The organism is Micromonospora sp. KC721 (assembly GCF_004348355.1).
GTDB lineage: Bacteria > Actinomycetota > Actinomycetes > Mycobacteriales > Micromonosporaceae > Micromonospora.
The window spans coordinates 1-20,960 of the sequence record NZ_SMJY01000044.1 but is presented as its reverse complement, the minus strand read 5'-3'; the positions used below and the strand labels follow the sequence as shown (position 1 = coordinate 20,960).

General features: G+C 73.3%; 16 protein-coding genes and 1 riboswitch. Of the genes, 9 read left to right on the top strand and 7 right to left on the bottom strand.

Features of this window, described 5'->3' with window-relative positions; translation table 11 throughout:
• The first annotated feature begins 312 nt into the window (after positions 1 to 312).
• Positions 313 to 482, top strand: a riboswitch (cyclic di-AMP (ydaO/yuaA leader).
• On the top strand, positions 481 to 1,155 hold the full coding sequence (locus tag E1182_RS10825; protein ID WP_132263632.1) for a transglycosylase family protein: 675 nt from the start codon (positions 481 to 483) through the stop codon (positions 1,153 to 1,155). (Overlaps the previous riboswitch by 2 nt.)
• A gap of 213 nt (positions 1,156 to 1,368) precedes the next feature.
• On the top strand, positions 1,369 to 2,691 hold the full coding sequence (nhaA, locus tag E1182_RS10820; RefSeq protein WP_371687532.1) for a Na+/H+ antiporter NhaA: 1,323 nt from the start codon (positions 1,369 to 1,371) through the stop codon (positions 2,689 to 2,691).
• Positions 2,692 to 2,733: 42 nt separating this feature from the next.
• Here nhaA and E1182_RS10815 read toward each other — a convergent pair whose 3' ends face one another.
• The 4 genes from E1182_RS10815 to E1182_RS10800 are packed head-to-tail and all read right to left on the bottom strand — an operon-like array spanning position 2,734 to position 5,802.
• Positions 2,734 to 3,795 carry an ABC transporter ATP-binding protein gene (locus tag E1182_RS10815; RefSeq protein ID WP_132263628.1) on the bottom strand — a complete coding sequence of 354 codons (1,062 nt, stop codon included), beginning with the start codon at positions 3,793 to 3,795 and terminating at the stop codon, positions 2,734 to 2,736.
• Positions 3,792 to 4,610, bottom strand: coding sequence for an ABC transporter permease (locus tag E1182_RS10810; RefSeq protein ID WP_132263626.1), 819 nt, complete (start codon positions 4,608 to 4,610; stop codon positions 3,792 to 3,794). The genes E1182_RS10815 and E1182_RS10810 overlap by 4 nt, the downstream gene beginning before the upstream one ends.
• Entirely contained in the window at positions 4,607 to 5,377 is a 771-nt protein-coding gene (gene modA, locus E1182_RS10805; RefSeq protein ID WP_371687533.1) for a molybdate ABC transporter substrate-binding protein, read from the bottom strand. The genes E1182_RS10810 and modA overlap by 4 nt, the downstream gene beginning before the upstream one ends.
• Before the next feature lie 2 nt (positions 5,378 to 5,379).
• Positions 5,380 to 5,802, bottom strand: a complete 423-nt coding sequence (locus E1182_RS10800; protein ID WP_132263622.1) for a molybdopterin-binding protein — start codon at positions 5,800 to 5,802, stop codon at positions 5,380 to 5,382.
• 227 nt (positions 5,803 to 6,029) lie between these two features.
• Between E1182_RS10800 and E1182_RS10795 the strand changes: the two genes are divergently transcribed.
• The 5 genes from E1182_RS10795 to fxsT all read left to right on the top strand — a co-directional run bounded on the left by E1182_RS10795 (position 6,030) and on the right by fxsT (position 14,393).
• Positions 6,030 to 6,209 (top strand): FXSXX-COOH protein, encoded by a 180-nt coding sequence (locus E1182_RS10795; protein WP_132263620.1) that lies wholly within the window; start codon positions 6,030 to 6,032, stop codon positions 6,207 to 6,209.
• Positions 6,181 to 8,517: an FxsB family cyclophane-forming radical SAM/SPASM peptide maturase gene (locus E1182_RS10790; protein WP_132263618.1), complete on the top strand. Its 2,337-nt coding sequence runs from the start codon at positions 6,181 to 6,183 to the stop codon at positions 8,515 to 8,517. Before E1182_RS10795 ends, E1182_RS10790 begins: the two co-directional genes overlap by 29 nt.
• A 130-nt stretch (positions 8,518 to 8,647) precedes the next feature.
• The gene (locus E1182_RS10785) at positions 8,648 to 9,319 is read left to right on the top strand and encodes a TIR-like protein FxsC (protein ID WP_132263616.1); all 672 of its coding nucleotides are present in this window, start codon (positions 8,648 to 8,650) and stop codon (positions 9,317 to 9,319) included.
• Positions 9,316 to 10,482: a TIR-like protein FxsC gene (locus tag E1182_RS10780; RefSeq protein WP_132263614.1), complete on the top strand. Its 1,167-nt coding sequence runs from the start codon at positions 9,316 to 9,318 to the stop codon at positions 10,480 to 10,482. Before E1182_RS10785 ends, E1182_RS10780 begins: the two co-directional genes overlap by 4 nt.
• A complete protein-coding gene (gene fxsT, locus E1182_RS10775; protein WP_132263612.1) occupies positions 10,479 to 14,393 on the top strand; it encodes an FxSxx-COOH system tetratricopeptide repeat protein in 3,915 nt (1,304 codons plus the stop codon). Before E1182_RS10780 ends, fxsT begins: the two co-directional genes overlap by 4 nt.
• On the opposite strand, the gene E1182_RS10770 is transcribed toward fxsT, so the two are convergent.
• On the bottom strand, positions 14,387 to 15,340 hold the full coding sequence (locus E1182_RS10770; RefSeq protein ID WP_132263610.1) for an alpha/beta fold hydrolase: 954 nt from the start codon (positions 15,338 to 15,340) through the stop codon (positions 14,387 to 14,389). The two genes, fxsT and E1182_RS10770, sit on opposite strands and share 7 nt — an antisense overlap.
• 186 nt (positions 15,341 to 15,526) lie before the next feature.
• Entirely contained in the window at positions 15,527 to 16,519 is a 993-nt protein-coding gene (locus tag E1182_RS10765) for a helix-turn-helix transcriptional regulator (RefSeq protein WP_132263608.1), read from the bottom strand.
• Positions 16,520 to 16,737: 218 nt separating this feature from the next.
• Here E1182_RS10765 and E1182_RS10760 point away from each other — a divergent pair, with 218 nt between their 5' ends.
• Both E1182_RS10760 and E1182_RS10755 read left to right on the top strand, forming a co-directional pair.
• Positions 16,738 to 17,664, top strand: coding sequence for a diacylglycerol kinase family protein (locus E1182_RS10760; RefSeq protein WP_132263606.1), 927 nt, complete (start codon positions 16,738 to 16,740; stop codon positions 17,662 to 17,664).
• A gap of 43 nt (positions 17,665 to 17,707) precedes the next feature.
• Positions 17,708 to 18,565 carry a nucleotidyltransferase domain-containing protein gene (locus tag E1182_RS10755; protein ID WP_243706152.1) on the top strand — a complete coding sequence of 286 codons (858 nt, stop codon included), beginning with the start codon at positions 17,708 to 17,710 and terminating at the stop codon, positions 18,563 to 18,565.
• 8 nt (positions 18,566 to 18,573) lie between these two features.
• On the opposite strand, the gene E1182_RS10750 is transcribed toward E1182_RS10755, so the two are convergent.
• Positions 18,574 to 19,980, bottom strand: a complete 1,407-nt coding sequence (locus E1182_RS10750; protein ID WP_132263604.1) for a DivIVA domain-containing protein — start codon at positions 19,978 to 19,980, stop codon at positions 18,574 to 18,576.
• Positions 19,981 to 20,960: the final 980 nt, after the last annotated feature.

Genomic DNA, 20,960 nt, shown 5'->3' with positions numbered 1-20,960 from the left:
TGCTGTCCACCGCAGAGGCCGCCCGCCGACCAGATCGGGCGGGCTTCTCCCGCGGCCAGATCGGGCGGTGACTCATCGGGGTGGGTTGGTCGCCGACCGGCAGCGCCGAGTCGGGGAGCCGTCGGCGGTGAGAAGCGGGGCCGTCACCGTGTGCGCTTCGGATGCGATGTGACCGGGCATTGTGCACGTCGGCCCGGACCTCGCAACCGGAGGTCCGGAGCCCTCGCCTGACCGGGTGAAGAACCTCTCAACAGGTGGGCGATCCGCCGAAAGGCTTCCTAACGTCGTTGGGGTCCGCGATCGCGGACACCGTGGCCGGTTACGCCTAATCCATGCCGCCGGCCACGGACCCAGTCACCCGGGCATGGAGCGGGGGACCCACGTTCCTCGGTGCACGTCACCTCGGGGTGAAGCCGCCACGGCGGCCGGGCTCCTCGGCCCGAACCCGACAGCTCACCTCGTCGGCGTGGAGGATCACAGATGGCAACTGCATACGTCGCCCGTCATCGACGGGTCAGCTCGCGCCGCATCGCCGTCGGCACTCTCGCCGTCGGTGCGGTCACCGGGGCCGCCGCCGTTCTGGCGCCGGCCGCTCCGGCAAGCGCCGCCAGCGTCAACTGGGACGCGATCGCCCAGTGCGAGTCCAGCGGCAACTGGCACATCAACACCGGCAACGGCTACTACGGTGGCCTGCAGTTCTCCCAGAGCACCTGGGCCGGCTACGGCGGCAAGAAGTACGCCGCCCGCGCCGACCTGGCCAGTCGGAGCGAGCAGATCGCGATCGCCGAGAAGGTGCTCAAGGGCCAGGGCATCGGGGCCTGGCCGACCTGCGGCAAGAAGGGCGGCTCCACCAAGAGCTACGCCCCGAAGAAGGAGAAGTCGTCGCAGTCGGCGCAGCGCTCGCAGTCCCGTAAGAAGGCCGCGTCGACGACTGAGCGGTCCTCGCGGGACGAGCAGCGCAGCACCCGCAACCAGGCGCGTCGCGCTCCGGTGACCGGCAACGGCAACTACGTCGTGCGGCCGGGGGACTCCCTGTCCGGCATCGCCGAGGCGCACCACGTCTCCGGTGGCTGGAAGGCGCTGTACGAGCGCAACCGCGCGGTCGTCGGTGCCGACCCGGGTCTGATCTTCCCGGGGCAGAAGCTCAGCGTCTGACACACTGCCCTCGACGCCCGGCCGGAGGTCCACCGGCCGGGCGTCGACGTGTCCCGGGCACGGTTCGGTCCGCCGCCGGGTCCCGGGTGACGCGCCTGACTGGGGGTGGGCGCACCGGGCGACCTGAGACCCGGCCGGATAGGGTTGGGCCAGGTGTGCCGGGAAGTCTGGTCGGCGATGAGTACGCGCGTCCGCTGCCGACGAGGAGTTCCCGTGACCGACGCCACCCGGCGCCGTTTGTTCGCCCGCCGATCCTGGGGCGAGACCCGCCGCATCTCCGCCATTCTGCGCAAGGAGACCGTTGGTGGGGCGCTGCTGCTCGTCGGCGCGTTGCTGGCCCTGATCTGGTCGAACTCGGCCTGGGCGCAGGGGTACGACGCGCTGCGCGGCCTCCGGCTGGGACCGGCGGCGCTGCACCTGGATCTCAGCCTGGCCACCTGGGCCGCCGACGGTCTGCTGGCGATCTTCTTCTTCGTCGCCGGGCTGGAACTCAAACGCGAGTTCGTCGCCGGTGACCTGCGGGATCCGCGCCGGGCGGCGGTGCCGGTGGCTGCCGCCGCCGGTGGGGTGATCGTGCCGGCCCTGATCTACGCGGCGATCGCCGGTGGGGCGGGCGCCGGAGCGGTGCGGGGGTGGGCGATCCCCACCGCCACCGACATCGCGTTCGCGCTGGCCGTCCTCGCCGTGATCGGGTCGTTCCTGCCGTCGGCGCTGCGTACCTTCCTGCTCACCCTCGCCGTGGTCGACGACCTCATGGCGATCGTCATCATCGCGGTGTTCTACACCGCCGACCTGTCGGTGCTGCCGCTGCTGGGCGCGTTGCTCCCGCTGGCCGCGTTCGGGGTGCTGGTGCAGCGCCGGGTCCGGTCCTGGTGGCTGCTGCTTCCGCTGGCGGCGGTGACCTGGGTGCTGGTGCACGAGTCCGGCGTGCACGCCACCGTGGCGGGTGTCCTGCTGGCCTTCACCGTGCCGGTGATCCGCAGTGCGGCGGCCGGTGGGCCGGATGCCGGGCCGGGGCTGGCCGAGCACTTCGAGCACCGGTTCCGGCCGATCTCCGCCGGCATCGCGGTGCCGATCTTCGCGTTCCTCTCCGCCGGGGTGACCGTCGGCGGGCTCGCCGGCCTGGTCACCTCGCTCACCGACCGGGTGGCGCTCGGCATCGTCGTCGGCCTGGTGGTCGGCAAACCTCTCGGCATCATGACCGCCACCTGGCTGATGTCCCGGTTCGGGCGGGCCGAGCTGGACGAGGGCCTGAACTGGGTCGATGTGCTGGGGTTGTCGCTGCTCGGCGGGATCGGCTTCACCGTCTCGCTGCTCATCGGCGAGTTGGCCTTCGGGCTGGGCAGCGAGCGCGACGGCCACGTGAAGGTGGCCGTGCTCACCGGCTCGCTGCTGTCCGCCCTGCTGGCCACGGTGATCCTGCGCGCCCGCAACCGCTTCTACCGGCGGGTGCACGAACTCGAGACGGTCGACCGGGACCGGGACGGGATTCCCGACGTCTTCGAGGCCGAGACGGACGGCGCCGCCGGTCGCTGACCTGGTCGGCGTGCGGAGCGAGCGGGGGCTGCCGGTGGGTGCTCAGGCCGGATAGGCGCGGGTCCGGCCGGCCTCGACCGCCGCCCACACCCGCTGCCCCGGCTCCAGTCGCCACCGGGCCAGCGCCGTGGCGGTCACGTCGGCGGCCACGTCGAGCGCTCCGGTGAGCTGCACGCGCAGGTGGTCGCCGTGCCGTTGCACGCCGACGACGGTGGCCGGCCAGGTGTTGCCTGCGCTGCCCTCGGGCGGGTGCGGATGCACCGCGACGGCAGTCGGAGGGAACACCACGAAGGCGTCCCCGTCGACCCGGTCGACGGTGGCGAGGGACACCCCGTCGGCGAGGTGTACCCGGTGACCGTCGGCGTGACCACGGCAGAGGTTGAGCCCGACCAGCCGGGCGACGTAGTCGGTTCTCGGGCGCGCGGTGACCGCCGCCGCGTCGCCTTCCTGCACCAGCCGGCCGTCCTCGACGATGACGAGCCGGTCGGCCAGCGCCACCGCGTCCAGCGGATCGTGGGTGACCAGCAGCGCCGCGCCGTCGTGCGCGGACAGGTGCCGGTGCAACTGCGCCCGGGTGTCCAGCCGGGTCTGCGCGTCGAGCGCCGCGAGTGGCTCGTCGAGCAGCAGCACCCGGGGCTGTACGGCGAGCGCGCGGGCCAGGGCCACCCGCTGGGCCTGCCCGCCGGAGAGTTGACCGGGCTTGCGTCCGCCGTACCCGGTCAGGCCGACCCGCTCCAGCCAGCCGGCGGCCCGTTCCCGGGCGGCCCGGCGGCCCAGGCCCTGCCGGCGGGGGCCGAACGCGACGTTGTCGCGCGCGCTGAGGTGTGGGAAGAGCAGATAGTCCTGGAACACCACGCCGACACGCCGTCGTTCGGGCGGCACCCACCGGCCGTGGCCGGGCCGGTCCAGGTCGACGCCGTCGACGACGACGTGCCCGGCGCTGAGCGATTGCAGCCCGGCCAGTGCCCGCAGGGCGGTGGTCTTGCCGGCGCCGTTCGGGCCGAGCAACGCGACCACCTCGCCGGCGTCGACGCGCAGCGGCAGGTCGAGGCGGAAGGCACCCCGGTCGACAACCAGGCGGGCGTCCAGCAGTGGCGCGGTCACGGGCTGCCCAGCCAGCGGTCACGCAGCCCGGCGAGGATCGCCACCGAGACGACGAGCAGGATCAGGCTGAGTACGATCGCGGCGTCCAGGTCGGTCTCCAACGCCAGGTAGACCGCGAGCGGCATGGTCTGGGTCCGGCCGGGATAGTTGCCGGCGAAGGTGATGGTGGCGCCGAACTCGCCGAGCGCGCGCGCCCAGCAGAGCACCGCGCCGGCGGCTACGCCCGGGGCGACCAGCGGCAGGGTGACGTGGGTGAAGGTGGTCCACCGGCCGGCGCCGAGGGTGGCCGCGGCCTCCTCGTACCGGATGTCGGCGGCGCGGAGCGCTCCCTCGACGGCGATGACGAGGAACGGCATGGCCACGAACGCCTCGGCCAGCACCACACCGGTGGTGGTGAACGGCAGGGTCACGCCGAGGGTGTCGTCCAGCCAGCCGCCGAGCAACCCCCGGCGGCCGAAGACCAGCAGCAGCGCCAGCCCGCCGACCACCGGCGGCAGCACCAGCGGGACGGTCACCAGGGCCCGCACGACCCGCCGGCCGGGGAACTCGACCCGGGCCAGCAGCCAGGCCAGGGGTACGCCGAGCGCCAGGCAGAGCAGGGTGGCCAGGGTGGCGCACTGCACGGACAGCCGCAGCGCGGTGAGCACTCCCGGCGCGGTGAGCCGTTGCGGCAGGCTCGCCCAGGGAGTGCGCAGCAGCAGTCCCAGCAGCGGCAGCACCAGCAGGAACAGGCCCAGCGCGGCCGGTAGGAGCAGCGCCGCGGGCACCCGTCGGCCCGCTGCGCGCCCGGTGGACGGGTGGCGCTGGGGCGTCACGAGCCTGCCGGCGGTTGGAAACCGGCGGCGGTGAGCACGGCCGCGCCGCGGGCGGAGCTGACCAGATCGACGAAGGCCCGGGCGGTGGCCAGGTCGCGCGCCTCCCGCAGTGCCACGATCGGGTAGTCGTTGATCGCCCGGGCGGACTCGGGGAACTCGATCCCGTCGACCTCGGCGGTGGCCCGCGCGTCGGTGCGGTAGACCAGCGCGGCGTCGACCTCGCCGAGACGCACCTTGGCCAGCGCGCCCTTGACGTCCTGCTCCAGGGTGGCCGGGACGAGGTCGATCCCGGAGGCGTCCAGCGCGGCGCGGGCGGCGGCCCCGCAGGGCACCTGCTCGGCGCAGATGGCCACCTTCATCCCGCGCCGGCCGAGGTCGGCCAGGCGCCGGACGCGGCCCGGGTTGCCCTTGGACACGGCGATGACCAGCTGGTTGCGGGCGAAGACGACCGGGGCGCCGGCGGCGGCCCCGGCCTCGGTGACGGTGGCCATGTTCCGTGGCGCGGCGGCGGCGAAGACGTCGGCCGGCGCCCCCTGGGTGATCTGTGTGGCCAGGGCGGAACTGCCGCCGAAGGTGAAGGCCACCCGGACGCCGGGGTGGGTGGCCTCGAACTCCCGACCGATGGTGGTGAACGACTCGGTCAGCGAGGCGGCGGCGAAGACGGTCACCGTACGGTTGTCGTCGCTGCGGTCCGGTCGCTCGTCGCTCGTGCAGCCGGTGGTGACGAGCAGGGCCAGCCCGGTCAGGGCGGCGAGGGCGCGGCGGATCGTCATGTGCTGGTCCTTCCCCGGGCGCCGCCAGGTGCGGCGCGTTCCACCACGACGGTGGTCGACTTGATCACGGCGACGGCGACGGAACCCACCTCGAGGCCGAGTTCGTCGACGGCTTCCCGGCTCATCAGCGAAACCACTCGGAACGGCCCGGCCTGGATGTCGACCTGGGCCATCACGGTGTCCCGGACGACGGCGGTGACGATGCCGCGCAGCCGGTTGCGGGCCGAGGTGATCTCCGTGCCGGCGTCCGGTGCGGCCGCCTGGGCGCGGACGAATGCCGCCAGGTCAGCGCCGTCGATCAGCCGGTGGCCGTGCTCGTCACGGCTGGCGGGCAACCGTCCGGCGTCCACCCAGCGACGCACGGTGTCGGTGCTGACCCCCAACAGTTCGGCGGCCTCGCTGATCCGGAACACGGTCACCGAGACACCCTAGCCGCCCTCGTCTGCGAGGCGGAAGGCCCGTTACGGCTCGCGTACCCGAGGATGGCGGCAAGTAGTCGCCCGCAGTTGCGACAACGCTGCCGCATCGTTCGGTACGGAGAGCGCCAGTGACATCACTGAATGTGCAAGATATTATCGACGATGGTCGTCGCCGACCGTCGTCCGGGGCCACCGCCCGCCGACCTCCGACAGCATGGGGGAACGACGTGGATCGCCACGCAGTCCGTCCCGACCAGACCCCGACTCCGCCGCCGCTGGACGACCTGCGGCACACGGCGCTCGGCGAGATCCCGCTCTCTCGGGCGCGGGCCGTCGCCGACGCCCACCACCACCGGGTCAACCGTCCGTCCGGCGTCGATGTCCAGGGGTTCGGCTCTGCCATCTGACCCCGCCGGGCCGCCCGGACCGGCCACCGGGCGGGTCAGCCCGCTGAGTCAGTACGTGCTGAAGCTGACCAGCCGCTGCGACCTCGCCTGCGACCACTGTTACGTCTACCAGCACCCCGACCAGTCCTGGCGTCGGCAGCCGCGCCTCATGGCGGCTGCCACGCTGCGGGCCGCCGCCGGCCGGATCGCCGAGCACGCCGCCGCGCACCGCCTCGACACCGTACGGGTCGTGCTGCACGGCGGCGAACCGCTGCTCGCCGGTGCCGCCGGTCTGGCCGCCGCGGCGGGCGAACTCCGCCGCCAGATCGACCCGGTGACCCGGCTCGACCTACGCATGCAGTCCAACGGTGTGCTGCTCACCCCGCGCGTCTGCGACGTGCTCGTCGCCCACGACGTCAAGGTGGGCATCTCCCTCGACGGCGACGTGTCCGCCAACGACCGGCACCGTCGCCACGCCAACGGCGCGAGCAGTCACGCCGCGGTACGCCGTGCCCTGGCGCTGCTGCGCCGCCCCGAGTACCGGGCCGGCTACGCCGGCATCCTCTGCACCGTCGACCTGGCCAACGACCCGGTCCGGGTCTACCGGGCGCTGCTGGCCGAGGAGCCGCCACAGATCGACTTCCTGCTCCCGCACGCCAACTGGGACCGGCCACCGGCCCGCCCGGCCGGGATCCCCACCCCGTACGCCGAATGGCTGCTGGCGGTGCACCGGCGCTGGCTGGCCGACGGCCGCCCGGTGCCGATCCGCCTGCTGGAATCCCTGCTCTCCACCGCCGCCGGCGGCGCCAGCCGGACGGAGGCGGTCGGGCTCGGCCCCGCCGACCTCGTCGTCATCGAGACCGACGGCACGTTCGAGCAGGTCGACTCCCTGAAGTCGGCGTACCACGGCGCACCGGCCACCGGCCTGGACGTCTTCCGGCACCGCGTCGACGACGCCGCGGCGTACCCGATGATCGCCATCCGGCAGACCGGCCTGGCCGGTCTCTGCGCCACCTGCCGCCGTTGTCCGGTGGTCGCCCAGTGCGGCGGCGGTCTCTTCGCCCACCGGTACCGCGCGGGCGCCGGCTTCGACAACCCGTCCGTCTACTGCGCCGACCTGAAGGAGCTGATCCGCGCCATGGCGGGTACCCCCGCGCACGCGCCGGCCCGCCGGCAGGGCGCCGACGTGCTCGACCGCGCCGTCCTCGACGACCTGGCCGGCGGCCGGGGCACCGCGGAGAGCGCGCGGCAGCTCGCCTCGGTCCACCTCGGGATGGTCCGCGCGCTGCTGGTCGCCCTCAGCCCGCAGGCCACCGACGATCCGGTGGCCGCCGCCGGGTGGCGGCTGCTGGTCGAGCTGGACGTCACCGCGCCCGAGGCGGTGCGTGCCGTGCTGGAGCACCCGTTCGTTCGCCGGTGGGCGCAGCGCTGCCGCGACGGCGCCACCGGTGAGCTGCCTTACCTGGCGGGTGTGGCGGCCGCCGCCGCGATCCGCGCCGGCGTCCCGGCGACCCTCGACGTGCCGGCCCGCGGCGGGCTGCTCGCCCTGCCCACGCTGGGCGCGTTCGACCTTTCCGCCGACCTGCCGACGGCGCGGCTGAGCAGCCGCGAGGGCGGCTTCGACCTGTCCGTGGCCGGGCGGCGCGAGCGGGTGCGCCTCACCGACCCGCCCGCGGCCTGGCAGCCCGCGCGGCGGGTCCGGGCCGGCGGACACGAGTTGCTGCTGGAGGACACCGACCCGTACCGGGACTGCTACCACCTGCCCGTCGCACCCCGACTGTCCACCACCAGCGCCGCCCGGTGGACCGGTCAGCTCGACGCCGCGCTGCGCCGCCTGCGAACCGAGGCCGACGGCGGGTATGCCCCGGCCGTCGGTGCGCTGCTGCGGGCCGTCGTGCCGGTGCGGCCCGACCCCGACGGCCGGCAGCGCAGCGCCGCCGCCGGGGCGGCCTTCGGGGCGGTGGCGGTGGCTCCCACACCCGACGACGCCGCGCTGGCGGTGCTGCTGGTGCACGAGGTCCAGCACCTCAAGCTCGACGCGGTGCTGGACGTCTGCGACCTGTTCGACCGCACCGACGAACGCCGGCTGACGGTGCCGTGGCGCCCCGATCCCCGCCCCGTCGAGGGCGTCCTGCACGGCACGTACGCCCACCTGGCCGTCGCCGACGTGTGGCGGTCCCGGCCCGGCCCCGCCGCGGCCACCACCTACCACCGCTACCGGGACTGGACCGACGCCGCCCTGGACGCGCTGCTCGGTCTCGGTGCGCTCACCACCGCTGGTGACCGGTTCGTCGGTCGGATGCGCGACACCCTGGACAGCTGGTCGTGACCGCCGACCTGCCCGTGCGACCGGCACCACCCCGATGAGCCCACCCACCGGGCTGCTGCGGGGCAGCACGGGGTTGGCAGGTGTCGATACTGTGATGCGCCCAGGATGTCCACACCGGTGGGAGCGGCAGGTGACCGAGGACGAGTTCCGGGTCGACCCCGGCGCGCCCGTCTTCTTCCTCAGCTACGCCCGCTCCCGCAACCGGGTCGCCGCACCCCCGCGCGACACCAACCAGAAGGTCTTCCAGCTCTTCGTCGACCTCTCCGACCATGTGGTCGAGCTGCTCGGCCTGCCACCGGGCCGGCAGGCCGGGTTCATGGACCGGATGCTCGACGGCGGGCAGGTCTGGACCGACGACCTGGCCTTCGCCGCCGGGCACTGCCAGGTGTTCATCCCGCTGATCTCACCGCAGTACCTGAACAGCCCCTGGTGCGCCCGGGAGTGGGACGCCTTCGCCCGCCGCCGGTTCACGCTGCGTCCCGGGGCGACCGCCTCCCCGGGGGAGACCCCGATCATCCCGGTCAACTGGTCGGTGGTGGAGCGCCGGTCGATGCCGCCGGCCGTGTCGCAGCGGCAGATGTTCAGCCCGACCCGGCTACCCTCGGACATCGCGCCGCAGTACCAGGAAGAGGGCATCTACGGCCTGCTGAGCCTGGGCAAGAACGGCCGCGACGCCTACGACGCGGTGGTCTGGCGGCTGGCCCAGCGGGTCGCCCGGGCGTACCACACCCACTGGGTGCGGGCGGAGGTCCCCACCGACCTGGGTCGGCTCCGCACCACGTTCGAGGAGGTCGGGGCATGACCTGGTCGGACACCACCTCCACGGGCACACCGACGGCCCGGCAGACGTACTTCTTCCTCAGCTACGCCCACTCGGTGCCGCTGTCGGCGTCGGCCCGGCCGGATACCGACTTCTGGGTCAACCGGTTCTTCCAGGACCTCGCGTTCGCGGTACGGGAACGGGCCCGCCGGGCCGCGGAACTCGACGTCGGTTTCTTCGACGGGCTGGTCGACCCGGGCGCCGACCTTCGGCGGACCCTCACCGACGCGCTCAGCGTGACCCACGTCTTCGTGCCGCTCTACTCACCCAAGTACTTCGGCAACCCCTGGGCGGTGGGCGAGCGTGACTCGTTCCGCAGCCGTCTGGTCGCCCTGCCGCCGGGCCGGGCGGCCCGGCACGTGCTGCCGGTGCTCTGGCTGCCGTTACCGCCCTGGGAGGACCGGCCGGAGGCGGACCAGGCGCTCCGGTTGGCCCAGGATCCGGCCGACCGGGCCGACTACGCCGAGAACGGGCTGCGGGCGCTGTGCAAGCTGAGCGCCTACCGGCGGCCGTACCGGACGATCCTGGCGGCGCTGGCCGAGCAGATCGTCGCGGTCGCCGAGTCCGAGCCGCTCGCCCCGTCCCGGGCGGTGCCCCTGACCCGCAGCCCGGGGGTCGAGAGCGGCGACACCCCGCTGGTGATCACCCTGGTCACCCCGCACGGCGCCGGCTGGCGGCCGTACCCCGACCAGCACGCGCTTCCCGTCGCCGACTACGTGGCCGCCACCGCGGAGCGGTTGGGGCTGCCCACCCGGGTGGTCGATCTGGCCGAGGCCCCGGCCCGGGCGGCGCAGAGCCCCACCGTGGTGCTGGTCGACGCCAGCGTCGGCCCCGGCGCGGTACGCGCGGCGGTCGACGACCTGCCCCGCTGGGCCGTTCCGCTGGTCATCGCCGCGGACGGCGCGCGTGGCGACGCCATCCCGGAGACGATCGCCGGTAGCTTGCAGGACGCCCGGTTCCCGCAGGTGCTGCCGGTACGTGAGATCGCGGAGTTCGAACGCTGCGCGCCACAGTTGGTCATCGAGGCCCGCAAGCTGTTCCTGCGACACGGCCCGGTAGCTCCGCCCGACGGTCCGGCCGAGCCCCGGCCCAGCCTGCGACCGGACGGGCCATCAGACGTACGGCGAGGGAAGGACCACCGATGACGCCACCACGCGAGGGCCAGGTCGTCACCTTCTACTCCTACAAGGGCGGCACCGGCCGCACCATGGCGCTGGCGAACACGGCCTGGATCCTGGCCGCCAACGGGCAGCGGGTGCTGGTCGCCGACTGGGACCTGGAATCCCCCGGGTTGCACCGATTCTTCGCGCCGTTCCTCGACCCGGAACAGGTCGCCTCCACCGGCGGCGTGATGGACCTGATCCTGGAGTACGAGTGGGAGAACGCCCGGCGTCGCAAGGCCGGCGACACCGACACCCGGCCCGGTGACTGGCACCGCCGCTTCGCCCGGGTGCACAACTACGCCTTCTCGGTGAGCTGGGACTTTCCCGGTGGCGGCAGTCTCGACCTGCTGCTCGCCGGCCGGCACAACCCCGACTACGCCACCAGCGTCACCGGCCTGAACTGGGACAACTTCTACAACCGGCTCGGCGGGGCGCAGTTCTTCGACGCGTTGCGCGAGGACATGAAGCGGCACTACGACTGGACGTTGATCGACAGTCGTACCGGCATCAGCGACGTTGCCGAGATCTGCACCATCCACCTGCCCGACGTGCTGGTCGACTGCTTCACCCTCAGCGGACAGGGCATCGACGGCGCCGCCGCGGTGGCCGCCCGGGTACGTGGCTACGAGGGCCGCCGCGCCCGGCGCGTGCTGCCGGTGCCGATGCGGGTCGACGACGGGGAGAAGAGCAAGCGGGACGCCGGCCGGGCGCTGGCCATGCAGCGCTTCGCCGGCCTGCCCAGCGGCATGACCGACGCCGAGCGGCAGGAGTACTGGCTGACCGTCGAGGTGCCCTACCGGGCGTACTACGCCTACGAGGAGACGCTGGCGACCTTCGGCGACGAACCGGGCGGCCGGACCACCCTGCTCAGCGCGTACGAGACCCTGACCGGCCACATCACCAACGGTCGGGTCACCGCCCTGCCCCGCATCGACGAGGCGCTGCGGCTGCGGACCGTGCAGCGCTTCGAGCGCAAGCCGGCCGTCGCCGACGAGCTGATCGTGCTGCGGCACGTCGCCGAGGACCAGGCCTGGGCGGAGTGGGCGCAGGCCGTGCTCACCGCCGCGGACCTGCGGGTGCTGCCCGTCGCGCCGGACGAGCCCGCCGCGGTGCGGCCCGGTGTCGTCTACCGGGAGCTGCGGCTGGTGTCCCGCGCGTACCGGGCCGCGCGCGACCGATCCGGGCCGGAGCCCGTCGGACCCGGCGTGCCCACCCTGGCGGTGCACCTGGACGACACCCCACCCGCCCCGGATCTCGCCGCGGGCGGGTGGGCCTCGGTGCACGACCGGGGCGCGGACGCCGCCGCCGAGCAGGTGCTGCGCCTCGTCGGGCGGCCGGCGGGCGAACCCGGGCACCCGGTTCCCGGCGCCCGTTACCCGGCCGTCGGGGCGGAGGTGTTCAACCCGCCGGGGCGCAACGTCCGGTTCACCGGGCGGGAGCCACTGCTGCGCCGGCTGCGCGAGGAGCTGAAAACCGCCGGTGGCGCGGCCGTCCCGGTGGCGCTGCGCGGCGGCGCGGGCATCGGCAAGACCCAGCTGGCCATCGAGTACGCCCACCGCTTCCGCGGCGCGTACGACGTGATCTGGTGGGTGGAGGCGGACCCGCCGCAGTTCGTCGACGTCCAGGTAGCCGACCTCGGTCGGGAACTCGGCCTGCCGGAGTTGCCCACCATTCCGGAGAAGACCCGGGCCGTGCGGCAGTGGCTCAGCCGGGGGGAGCGTCGGGACGCCACCGGCCACCCGGTGCGCTGGCTGCTCGTCTTCGACAACGTCGACCAGTACGAGCAGGTCAGGGACTTCCTGCCGCAGGGCAACGGGCACGTGCTGGTGACTACCCGCAACCCGGACTGGGGCGACCTGGCCCGGGCGGTCGACGTCGAGGCGTTCCACCGGGCGGAGAGCGTGGCCCACCTGCGGGCCCGCATCGGCGAGGGGTCGATGAGCGTGGTCGAGGCCGAGCGGGTCGCCGACGCGGTGGAGAACATCCCGATCCTGGTGGCGATGGCGGGTGCCTGGTTGGCCGACACCGGCACGCCGGTGGGGGAGTACCTGGCCGGGTTGGAACGCACTGGCCCGGAGACCGACGTCTGGGGCCGTTCGCTGCAACGGTTGAAGGAGCAGTCGGCCGGGGCGTACCGGTTGTTGCAGCTGGCCTCGGTGCTGGCCCCGGAGATCTCCCTGGAGCTGCTCTACGGCGACCAGGTGGCGCGGGTGATCGCCCCGCACGACCCGGTCGTCGCGGCCCGGGTCGCCGACCGGGTCGACGAGCGGGACATCGCCGCGGCCCTGGTGCAGCGGATCAACCGGCTGGCACTGATCAAGGTGGATCTGCACGCGCAGCGGGTGCAGGTGCACCGGCTGCTCCAGGCGGCGCTGCGGGCCCGGATGTCCGACCGGGAACTGGACGAGGTCAAGCACGACGTGCACCGCATCCTCGCCGGATCCCGCCCCTCCGGGGAGGTGGAGGACCCGGCGTTGCAGGAGCGGCTGCGCATCCTCTGGCCGCACCTGGACGGCTCCGACGCGGTCTCCTGCGCCGACGACAACGTCCGGCAACTGGTCATCGACCGGATCCGGTACATCTACCTCAACGGCGGCTACGCCCAGGGCGAGCAGTACGCCCGGCAGGCCGACAAGATCTGGTCGACCCGGCTCGGGGAGCTGTCCCCGGATTCGCCCGCCCACCGTGCGTTGCGGGTGCAGCTGCTGCACCTGCGGTTCAACCGGGCCAACCTGCTGCGCGGCCTGAGCCGTTTCCAGGAGGCCTGCGAACTGGACGAGGACACCCTGCGCCAGCAGGAGGAGCTGATCGGCGCCAGCCACCCGTACACCCTGATGACCGCCGGTGGCTACGCCGGTGACCTGCGGGCGCTCGGCCGCTACCAGGAGGCGTTGGAACGGGACCTGCAAACCTACGCGGCGTCGGTGGAGGTGTTCGGCGAGGACCACCGCCGGACCCTGATCTCCGCCAACAACCTCGCCGCGTCGTACCAGATGATGGGCGACTTCACCAAGTCATGGGAGCTGGACGAGAAGACCCACAGCCGGCTGCGGCTGGTCCTCGGCCCGAACCACTTCCGGACCCTGCTCTCGGCCAGCAACCTCGCCCGTGATCTGCGTGAACTCGGCGAGTACGAGCGTTCGGTGGCGTTGCTGCGCGGCGCGGTGGAGGGCTACCGGAACATCTTCGGCGACCACTCCCGTGACGTGCTGGCCACCCAGGCCAACCTCGCCGCGTCGCTGCGCAGCGTCGGTGAGATCGCCGCGGCGGGGGAGCTGCTGGAGATGACCTACGAGCGGCTGCGCTCCAGCTTCGGCGTGACCGACCCGGACACCCTCTTCGCCTGGTTGAGCTGGACGGCCAACCTGATGCTCCTCGGCGAGGGTGAGCGGGCCCGGGCGGAGCTGATCGAGGTCGAGCAGGTCCTCACCCAGGTCTTCGGCGCCGGGCACCCGTACGTGGGGGTGTGCCGGAACAACCTGGCGGTCGCCTCCTGGGACGCCGGCGACACCGCGGGCGGGGCGAAGCTGGCCGGATCGGCCGCCGCGGAGCTGCGGGCGGCGCTGCACCCCCGGCACCCGTTCGTGATGGCGGCCGACAACAATGTCGCGGTCTTCACCGCCTACTCCGGTGACCTGGCCGCCGGGCGGGAGCAGCTGCGCGACGTGGTGGCCCGGCTGACCGACGTGCTCGGTCCCGAGCATCCGGACACCCTGCGCAGCATCGGCAACCTGGAGACGGTGCACCAGATGGCCTCGGGCGGCCGGGTCAGCATCGGCCGCACCCGCGTCGCCGACCAGCTCGCCGACCGGGTCGGCCAGCACCATCCGAGCGTGCTGGTGTTGCGGGACGGACGGCTGGTACGCCGCGTTCTCGACCCGCACCACTACTGAGCGGGGCGGGTGCCGATCAGCAGGTCGCGGCCGGTTGCCTGGTCCGCCTCGGTCAGCCAGCCCAGCACCCGGGGCAACTCCTCCACGGCGTCGAAGTGGGCCGCGCCCGGCTGCACCTCGATCTCGGCGCCCGGGATCTGCCCGGCGAGCCATCGCGCGTGCCCGACCGGGGCGAAGGTGTCCTCCGCGCCGTGCCACAGCCGCACCGGGGTCCGCGCGGTGTCGATCGCGGCCAGGTCGAACTTCCAGCTGCGGCGCAACGCCAGCACGTCGTCGATCCAGCCGTACGGGCCGGCGCGCAACGCCTCCTCGTAGGTGTCGGCGATGAGCCGGCGCAGCGCGGCGTCGTTGACCGCCCGCCGGTCCGCCGCGCTCATCTGCACCATCAGCTCCTCCAGCAGGAACCTCGGGTCCTCGACGACCCGCGCCGCCCGCCGGCGGATCTGCGCGATCATCGTCGCCGTGTCGTGGTCGTCCCGGCCGCCGAAACCGCGGACGTTGTCGCCGTTCATCCCGGCGAACCAGTCCAGCCGGGCGGCGTCGGCGGGGGCGAAACTGACCAGGACCGCCACCCGGGCCACCCGGTCCCGCAGCGCCCCGTCGGCGGCGCAGGCCAGCGCGTGCGGGCCGCCGCCGGAGCGCCCGGCGACGGCGAACCGCGCCAGGTCGAGCTGGTCGGCGATCGCTTCGACGTCCCGTGCGGCGTCGGCCACGTCCCGTCCCTCGCGGCGTTCCGAGTCGCCGTAGCCGGGCCGGTCGTAGGCGATCAGCCGCACACCCATCCGGTACAGCACGATGCTGCGCGGCTTCGGGCCGCGTCGGCTGCCCGGGGTGCCGTGCATGAGGAAGACGGGGAACCCGTCGGGCGCGCCGGTGACCTCGTACGCCACGCGCCTGTTGTCCGCGCGGTGGGCGAATCCGGCCCCAGGCTCACCGTCTCGGGTCACTCCAGCCTGCCTTCCGGTGCTGCGTTCAGCCCACGTCCGTAACCCGGTGCCGAGGTGGTGCCGGCGCTCCGGCTCCCCATCGACAATCAAGCCTAAGGGCGGGGTCGGTCGGGCCGCTACGGAGTGCATCGAGATGCGGACCGATCTGTCGGAAACGACACCCGGGCGGGGGACTTCCACGCCCGGTCAGCACCCGGTCGCCGGGTCGTCCGGGTCGGCCCCGGGCGACTGCCCGGGAACGTCCACCCCGACCAGGGCGCTCGGGTCGCCGTAGCGCCAGTGCACCCGGTACTGCGCCCGCAGCCGGGGGCGCGGCACCTCCCACTCGTACGCCACGACGCCCGCCCGTTCCTGCCGGCGCGGGGTGACGTCCGCGGTCGTCTCGGAGGTGAAGGAGGTCTCGCTGGCCCAGACCGTCGGCCGGGCGGCGGCCGGGAAGGCAAGCCGCACGGTGAGCCGGCGGGTGGGCAGCCGGATGTCGCGCTGCAACCAGTCGCCGAACTTCCACGCCGGCACCCGGTAGGCGTAGTCCACGACCGTGCGCTGCCCCGGGTAGAGCGGCGCCGGTGCCCCGCCGATCTCCAGCGGCAGGGTGATCTTCAGGAAGGCGTCCCGGCTGCGGGTCACCCGCCAGCGCATCGGCTCGCGATCGACGCCGAGGTACGCCCGGAAGTCGACCTCGTCCAGGGTGAGCGGGTGGCGGCTGTGGAAGGCGGTGGAGCGGGCCGGGTCGTCGGGGAACCGGTCGATGTCGATCTGCACGGTGTGCCGGGTGATCGGCTCGGTGCCGACGCTGTGCAGCACCCGCCGGAACCGGCACTCGTACGCCCCGTCGACCAGCGCCAGGTCGGCCTGCTCGTCGTCGATGACCAGGTGTGGCCCGGTCGGGGGCGGTACGGCGGTGGGGCCGAGCACGGGCGGTCGCCCCGCCACCGGCCGGGTGCCGGCGAACGCGACGTAGCGCTGCCAGATCCGGTTGCCGCTGTCGAGGGCCAGCTCCGCCCGCCGGGCGAACTCCTCGGTCGGCTGGTGCCGCCCGTTCTCGATGTGGCTGACGTAGGAGGGGTCGAAGCCGGTCCGCTCGGCCAGTTCCTTCTTGGACAGTCGGCGCTGGTGTCGCCAGTGCGTGAGCTCCTGTACGAAAGCCGCCGCCGCGTCGTCCTGTGTGGAGCTACCCATGCCCCCGTCCCTCGATCTCGGGCCTCAAGTGTGTCCCAGGTGTTGCCGTCGCGCCAGCCATGATCGTGAACGTTCGCAGGCGGTATGGACGACTGACGACCACAATGTGAACACCACTTGTCGCCCACCCGATCACCCTCCGGCCGTCGGGCGCCAACCCGGGCCGGGGCGACGCCGGGCCGCGTGGGAACCGGCGTCGCGGGGTATCAGTTGCGGACATGAGCCCCAGCACCACGGCGAAACCCGACACCCGGTCCGGAACCGGCACGATCGCGGTCGTCGCCCACCGGAAGAAGACCCTCGGCGGCGGCCTCGACGCGCTGCGCGCCACCCTCGTCTCCGCCGGGGTCGAGCGCCTGCTCTGGTACGAGGTGCCGAAGAGCCGCGAGGCCCCGAAGAAGGCCCGCAAGGCGGTGGGGAAGGGCGCCGACCTGGTCTTCGTGTGGGGCGGCGACGGTATGGTGCAGCGTTGCGCGGACGCCCTCGCCGGCACGGACACCGCGATGGCGATCCTGCCCGCCGGCACCGCCAACCTCTTCGCCGCCAACCTCGGCATCCCCACCGACCTCGCCCAGGCGGTCCGGATCGGTCTGCACGGCCGGCGGCGCACCCTCGACCTGGGGCGACTCAACGGCGAACACTTCGCCGTGATGGCCGGCGCCGGCTTCGACGGGGACCTGATCCGCGAGGCCGACCGCAAGCTCAAAGGCAGGCTCGGTCGCGCCGCGTACGTCTGGACGGGGCTGCGGCACGTGCGGGGCGAACTGACCCGGACCCGGATCACCGTCGACGGCGCCGACTGGTTCGACGCCGAGGCGAGCTGCGTGCTCTTCGGTAACGTCGGCACCATCACCGGGGGTGTGCCGGCCTTCGACGACGCCCGCCCCGACGACGGAGCCCTGGAGGTCGGCGTGGCCACCGCCAGCGGCGCGATCGACTGGGCGCGCACCCTGGGCCGGATGGCCACCGGCCGCTCCGAGGACTCGCCGTTCGTGCGGATCACCCGCGGCCGCAAGGTCAAGGTCCGCTTCGCCGAACCCAAGACGTACGAGTTGGACGGCGGCGCGCGGGGACGGACCCGACGGCTCAAGGTCAAGGTCGTTCCCGGGGCGCTGACGGTCTGCTGCCCCGAGACGGACGCGTGACGCCGCCGCCGGGACGCCGCCCGGCGGCGGCGTCACCCCGCTGGTGGCCGAGAATGACGCCGTGGAGCCGACGCTGCGCCGCTACCTGGACGACCTGGTCGACGCCGTCCGTACCGTCCTCGGCGACACCCTGGTCGGCGCGTACGCGGCCGGCTCCGTCGCGCTCGACGCGTATCAGCCGGGCCGCAGTGACATCGATGTCGCCCTGGTCGTCGCCGGCCCGCTGGACGCCGCCGGCAAACGGGAGCTGGTGGCCCGGCTGCGGCACGAGGCGCTGCCCTGCCCGGCGCGCGGCCTGGAACTGGTCGCCTACACCCGGGCGGCGGTCGGGTCGGGCACCGCGGAGCCCGCGTTCGAGCTGGAGCTGAACACCGGGGCTCGGATGCCGTTCCGCGTCACCGACGACCCGGCGCGGCGAGCGGCCGCCGACGGCCGGTTCTGGTACGGCCTGGACCGCAGCATCCTGCACCAGCACGGGTACGCCCTCCTGGGCCCGTCCGCCGCCGAAACCTTCACCGACCTGCACCCGGACGACCTGCACCGGCTGCTGGTCGAGGCGCTGCGCTGGTGGCTGGCCCGCCCCGACGCCGACGCCGCCGGCGCGGACGGCAGATCGGACCGCCGGGCCGCGATGGACCCACCGGCGGCCGGGGCCGAGGACGCGGTGCTGGGAGCCTGCCGCTCGCTGGTCCGGGTGCGGGACGGGGTCTGGCTGTCGAAGCTGGCCGCCGGCCGCCGGGTGGCCGCGTCGGGCCGGCACGTCGACCTGATCGAACGCTGCCTGGCAGCCCGGGACGGCGGCCCGCCACCGGGCCGCGCCGAGGCACGCCGCTTCCAGCGGTGGGTGCTCCACCGTGTGGCCGACCGGGGGTACGGCCTCCCGGGCCGGCCGAGCGCCTGACCGTCGGGTCAGCCGCTCGACACCGCCTCGGACCGGTGCGCCGACGCCGGCAGGTACGGCTCCGGTGCCGGCCGATCCGGTGCCGGCTGCCCGACCGGCCGCTGCTCCGGCGCGTCCTGGATCGGCTCCACCGGCGGGCGCGCCGCCACCACCGGGAACTCGGCCGTCTCCGACCCGCCGGCCGCCGCCGCCATCACCGCCGCGGCCGCGAGATCCGCCACCCGCTTCGCCTCCCGCTGCACCCGCGCCCGCACCTCCTTGGCGTGCCGCTCCACCGAGTCGGCCGCCTGACGTGTCTCCTCCAGCCGCCGGGTCTCGGCAGCGAGGCTGCGTCGTACCTCCTCCAGCTGGCGCTGCAACTGGTGGAGCTCCCGCTCCACGGTGTCCCCCTCCTGTTGGATCTGCGCAAGCTGGGCGCGGGCCGTGTCCAGCTCCTCGCGGGCCTGGAAGAGCGCCTGCTGCCGCTCCGTGATCTCCTGCCGCAGCGCCGTCAACTGCTCCTGATGCCCGGCCACCTGCTCGTCGGCACGCTGGCGGACCTCCGTCGCGTACTGCTGCGCCTCCGCGATCAACGTCTGGATCCGCTGCTCGGCGGCGCTGTGCTGGCTGGTCAACTCCTGCTCCGCCGCGGCCCGCTGCGCGGCCAACTCATCCTCGATCGCGGCCCGCCGTTCGGCGATCTCCTTCTCGGCGGTCGCCTGAAGCTGGGCCAGCTCCTGCTGGCTCTGCGACCGGGCCGCCTGCATCTCCTGCTGGATCTGGGTCCGCGCCGCCTTCGTCAACGCCTCGGCCGCGGCCCGGGTCTGGGTAATCTGCTTCGCGGTCTGCTCACTGATCCGCTTCGCCTCCTGCTGGGCGCGCTCGTGCGCCGCCTCGCCCTCGGCGCGCAGCTTCTCGGCCCGTTCGTGGATCTCGGCCAGCTTCTGCTCGGCCACCGACCGGCGCTCCTCGTACGCCTTGTCCTGCTCGGCCCGGCGCGACGACAGCTCGTCCTCCAGCTCACGCAGCGCCTCGGCGGTCCGTTCCCGGGCCTCGGCGAGCATCTTCTCCGCCTCGGTCTGCAGGGCGCTCGCCCGCTGCGTCGCCGACTCGGTGATGACTCCGGCCTGCTTCTCGGCCAGCGCCAGAATCTGGTCGACCATGGGCCCGAGGTCACGGAAGGAGGCGCGGTCCACCTGCGCCGGCCGCTGGCGCAGCTCGGTCACCTCGGACTGAAGCCGCTGGATGTGCGCGGTGAGCCCGTGGAGCTGCCCGGCTGCCTGGTCGCGCTCCGCGGTCAGCATGGCCAGTCGACCGTCGGTCTGTTCGACGTACCGGTCCACCTGCCGCTTGTCGTAGCCGCGCAGGGCAGTTTCGAATTGCGGCCGACCGGCCGCGTCGTCACGCAGCGCGAACGGCTCTCCGCCGTTGGACATGCAGCACCCTCCGTACCTTCCGAGCGCCACGCGGAATCGCCCACGGGCCAGTGATGTGGGGCAACGCTACCGCCGCCGCGGCGCCGGTCATAGGGTTGCCCCGCTGATCGGGACGGTTGTCGACGTCGAGCACCGACGGGTCGGCCGACCACTTTCGGACGTCGGATCGTCCGGTCGTCCACCGTCCACGGCGCCCACGTCACCGGCGGTTTCCGGCTCTTTTCGGATACGACCGGAGGAATGGGCTGCCTTCCGCTGGACGTTGTCCGGATTGCGCGCGTTTCCGCACCCGACCGGTCACTGCCGAGGACATCTTCGTACGCCTGCGGCAGCGACTGCCGTCCGCAGTGACGGTGGTGGCGCGGCGGCGATGGTGTGACGCGACACGCCGCCAGCGGATTTGACGATCATCTGGCCGGGGGCGTAGCTTTCTCTCTGCCAGCGCGGAACGGACGAAACAGGCGAAAGCCTGGAAGGCCGGAGCGCGGGAATGGACCTGGGGGTGCGGAGGCTGTGCCTCTGGTAACCGGGACCGGGCGGTGCCCCTGGATCTGTCGTGAGGCGGATTTGGCGGGGCGGAGCCGACCGGGTATGGTTCAACGCCGGCGGGGCACCGGGCATACTCGCGGGAGACCGCGACGGCCGGCCTGTCGGAAGTCACGACGAGAGCGGCGGAAGCCGATTGATGATGCGTGGCGCCCGGAATTGGGTTGATGTGGTGCGGATCGCGACAAAGCGGTTTGACACGGCGGAAATCTCCGGGTAATGTGGTAAAAGTGCTCGCCGCGAGAGTGGTGGTCACGGGTGGATGTGGTGCCCCGGGTCGGGGGTCCTCGGTTGAGGGTTTCCGGGCGGTGTGTGGTTGTTCTTTGAGAACTCAACAGGGTGCTTGTAAAGCCAGTGCCAAATTGTTTTGATACCCCGGACTGGTCAGGCTTTGGTCTGTCTGGTTGGGATTCCTTTGGCAACATTGTTTGTTG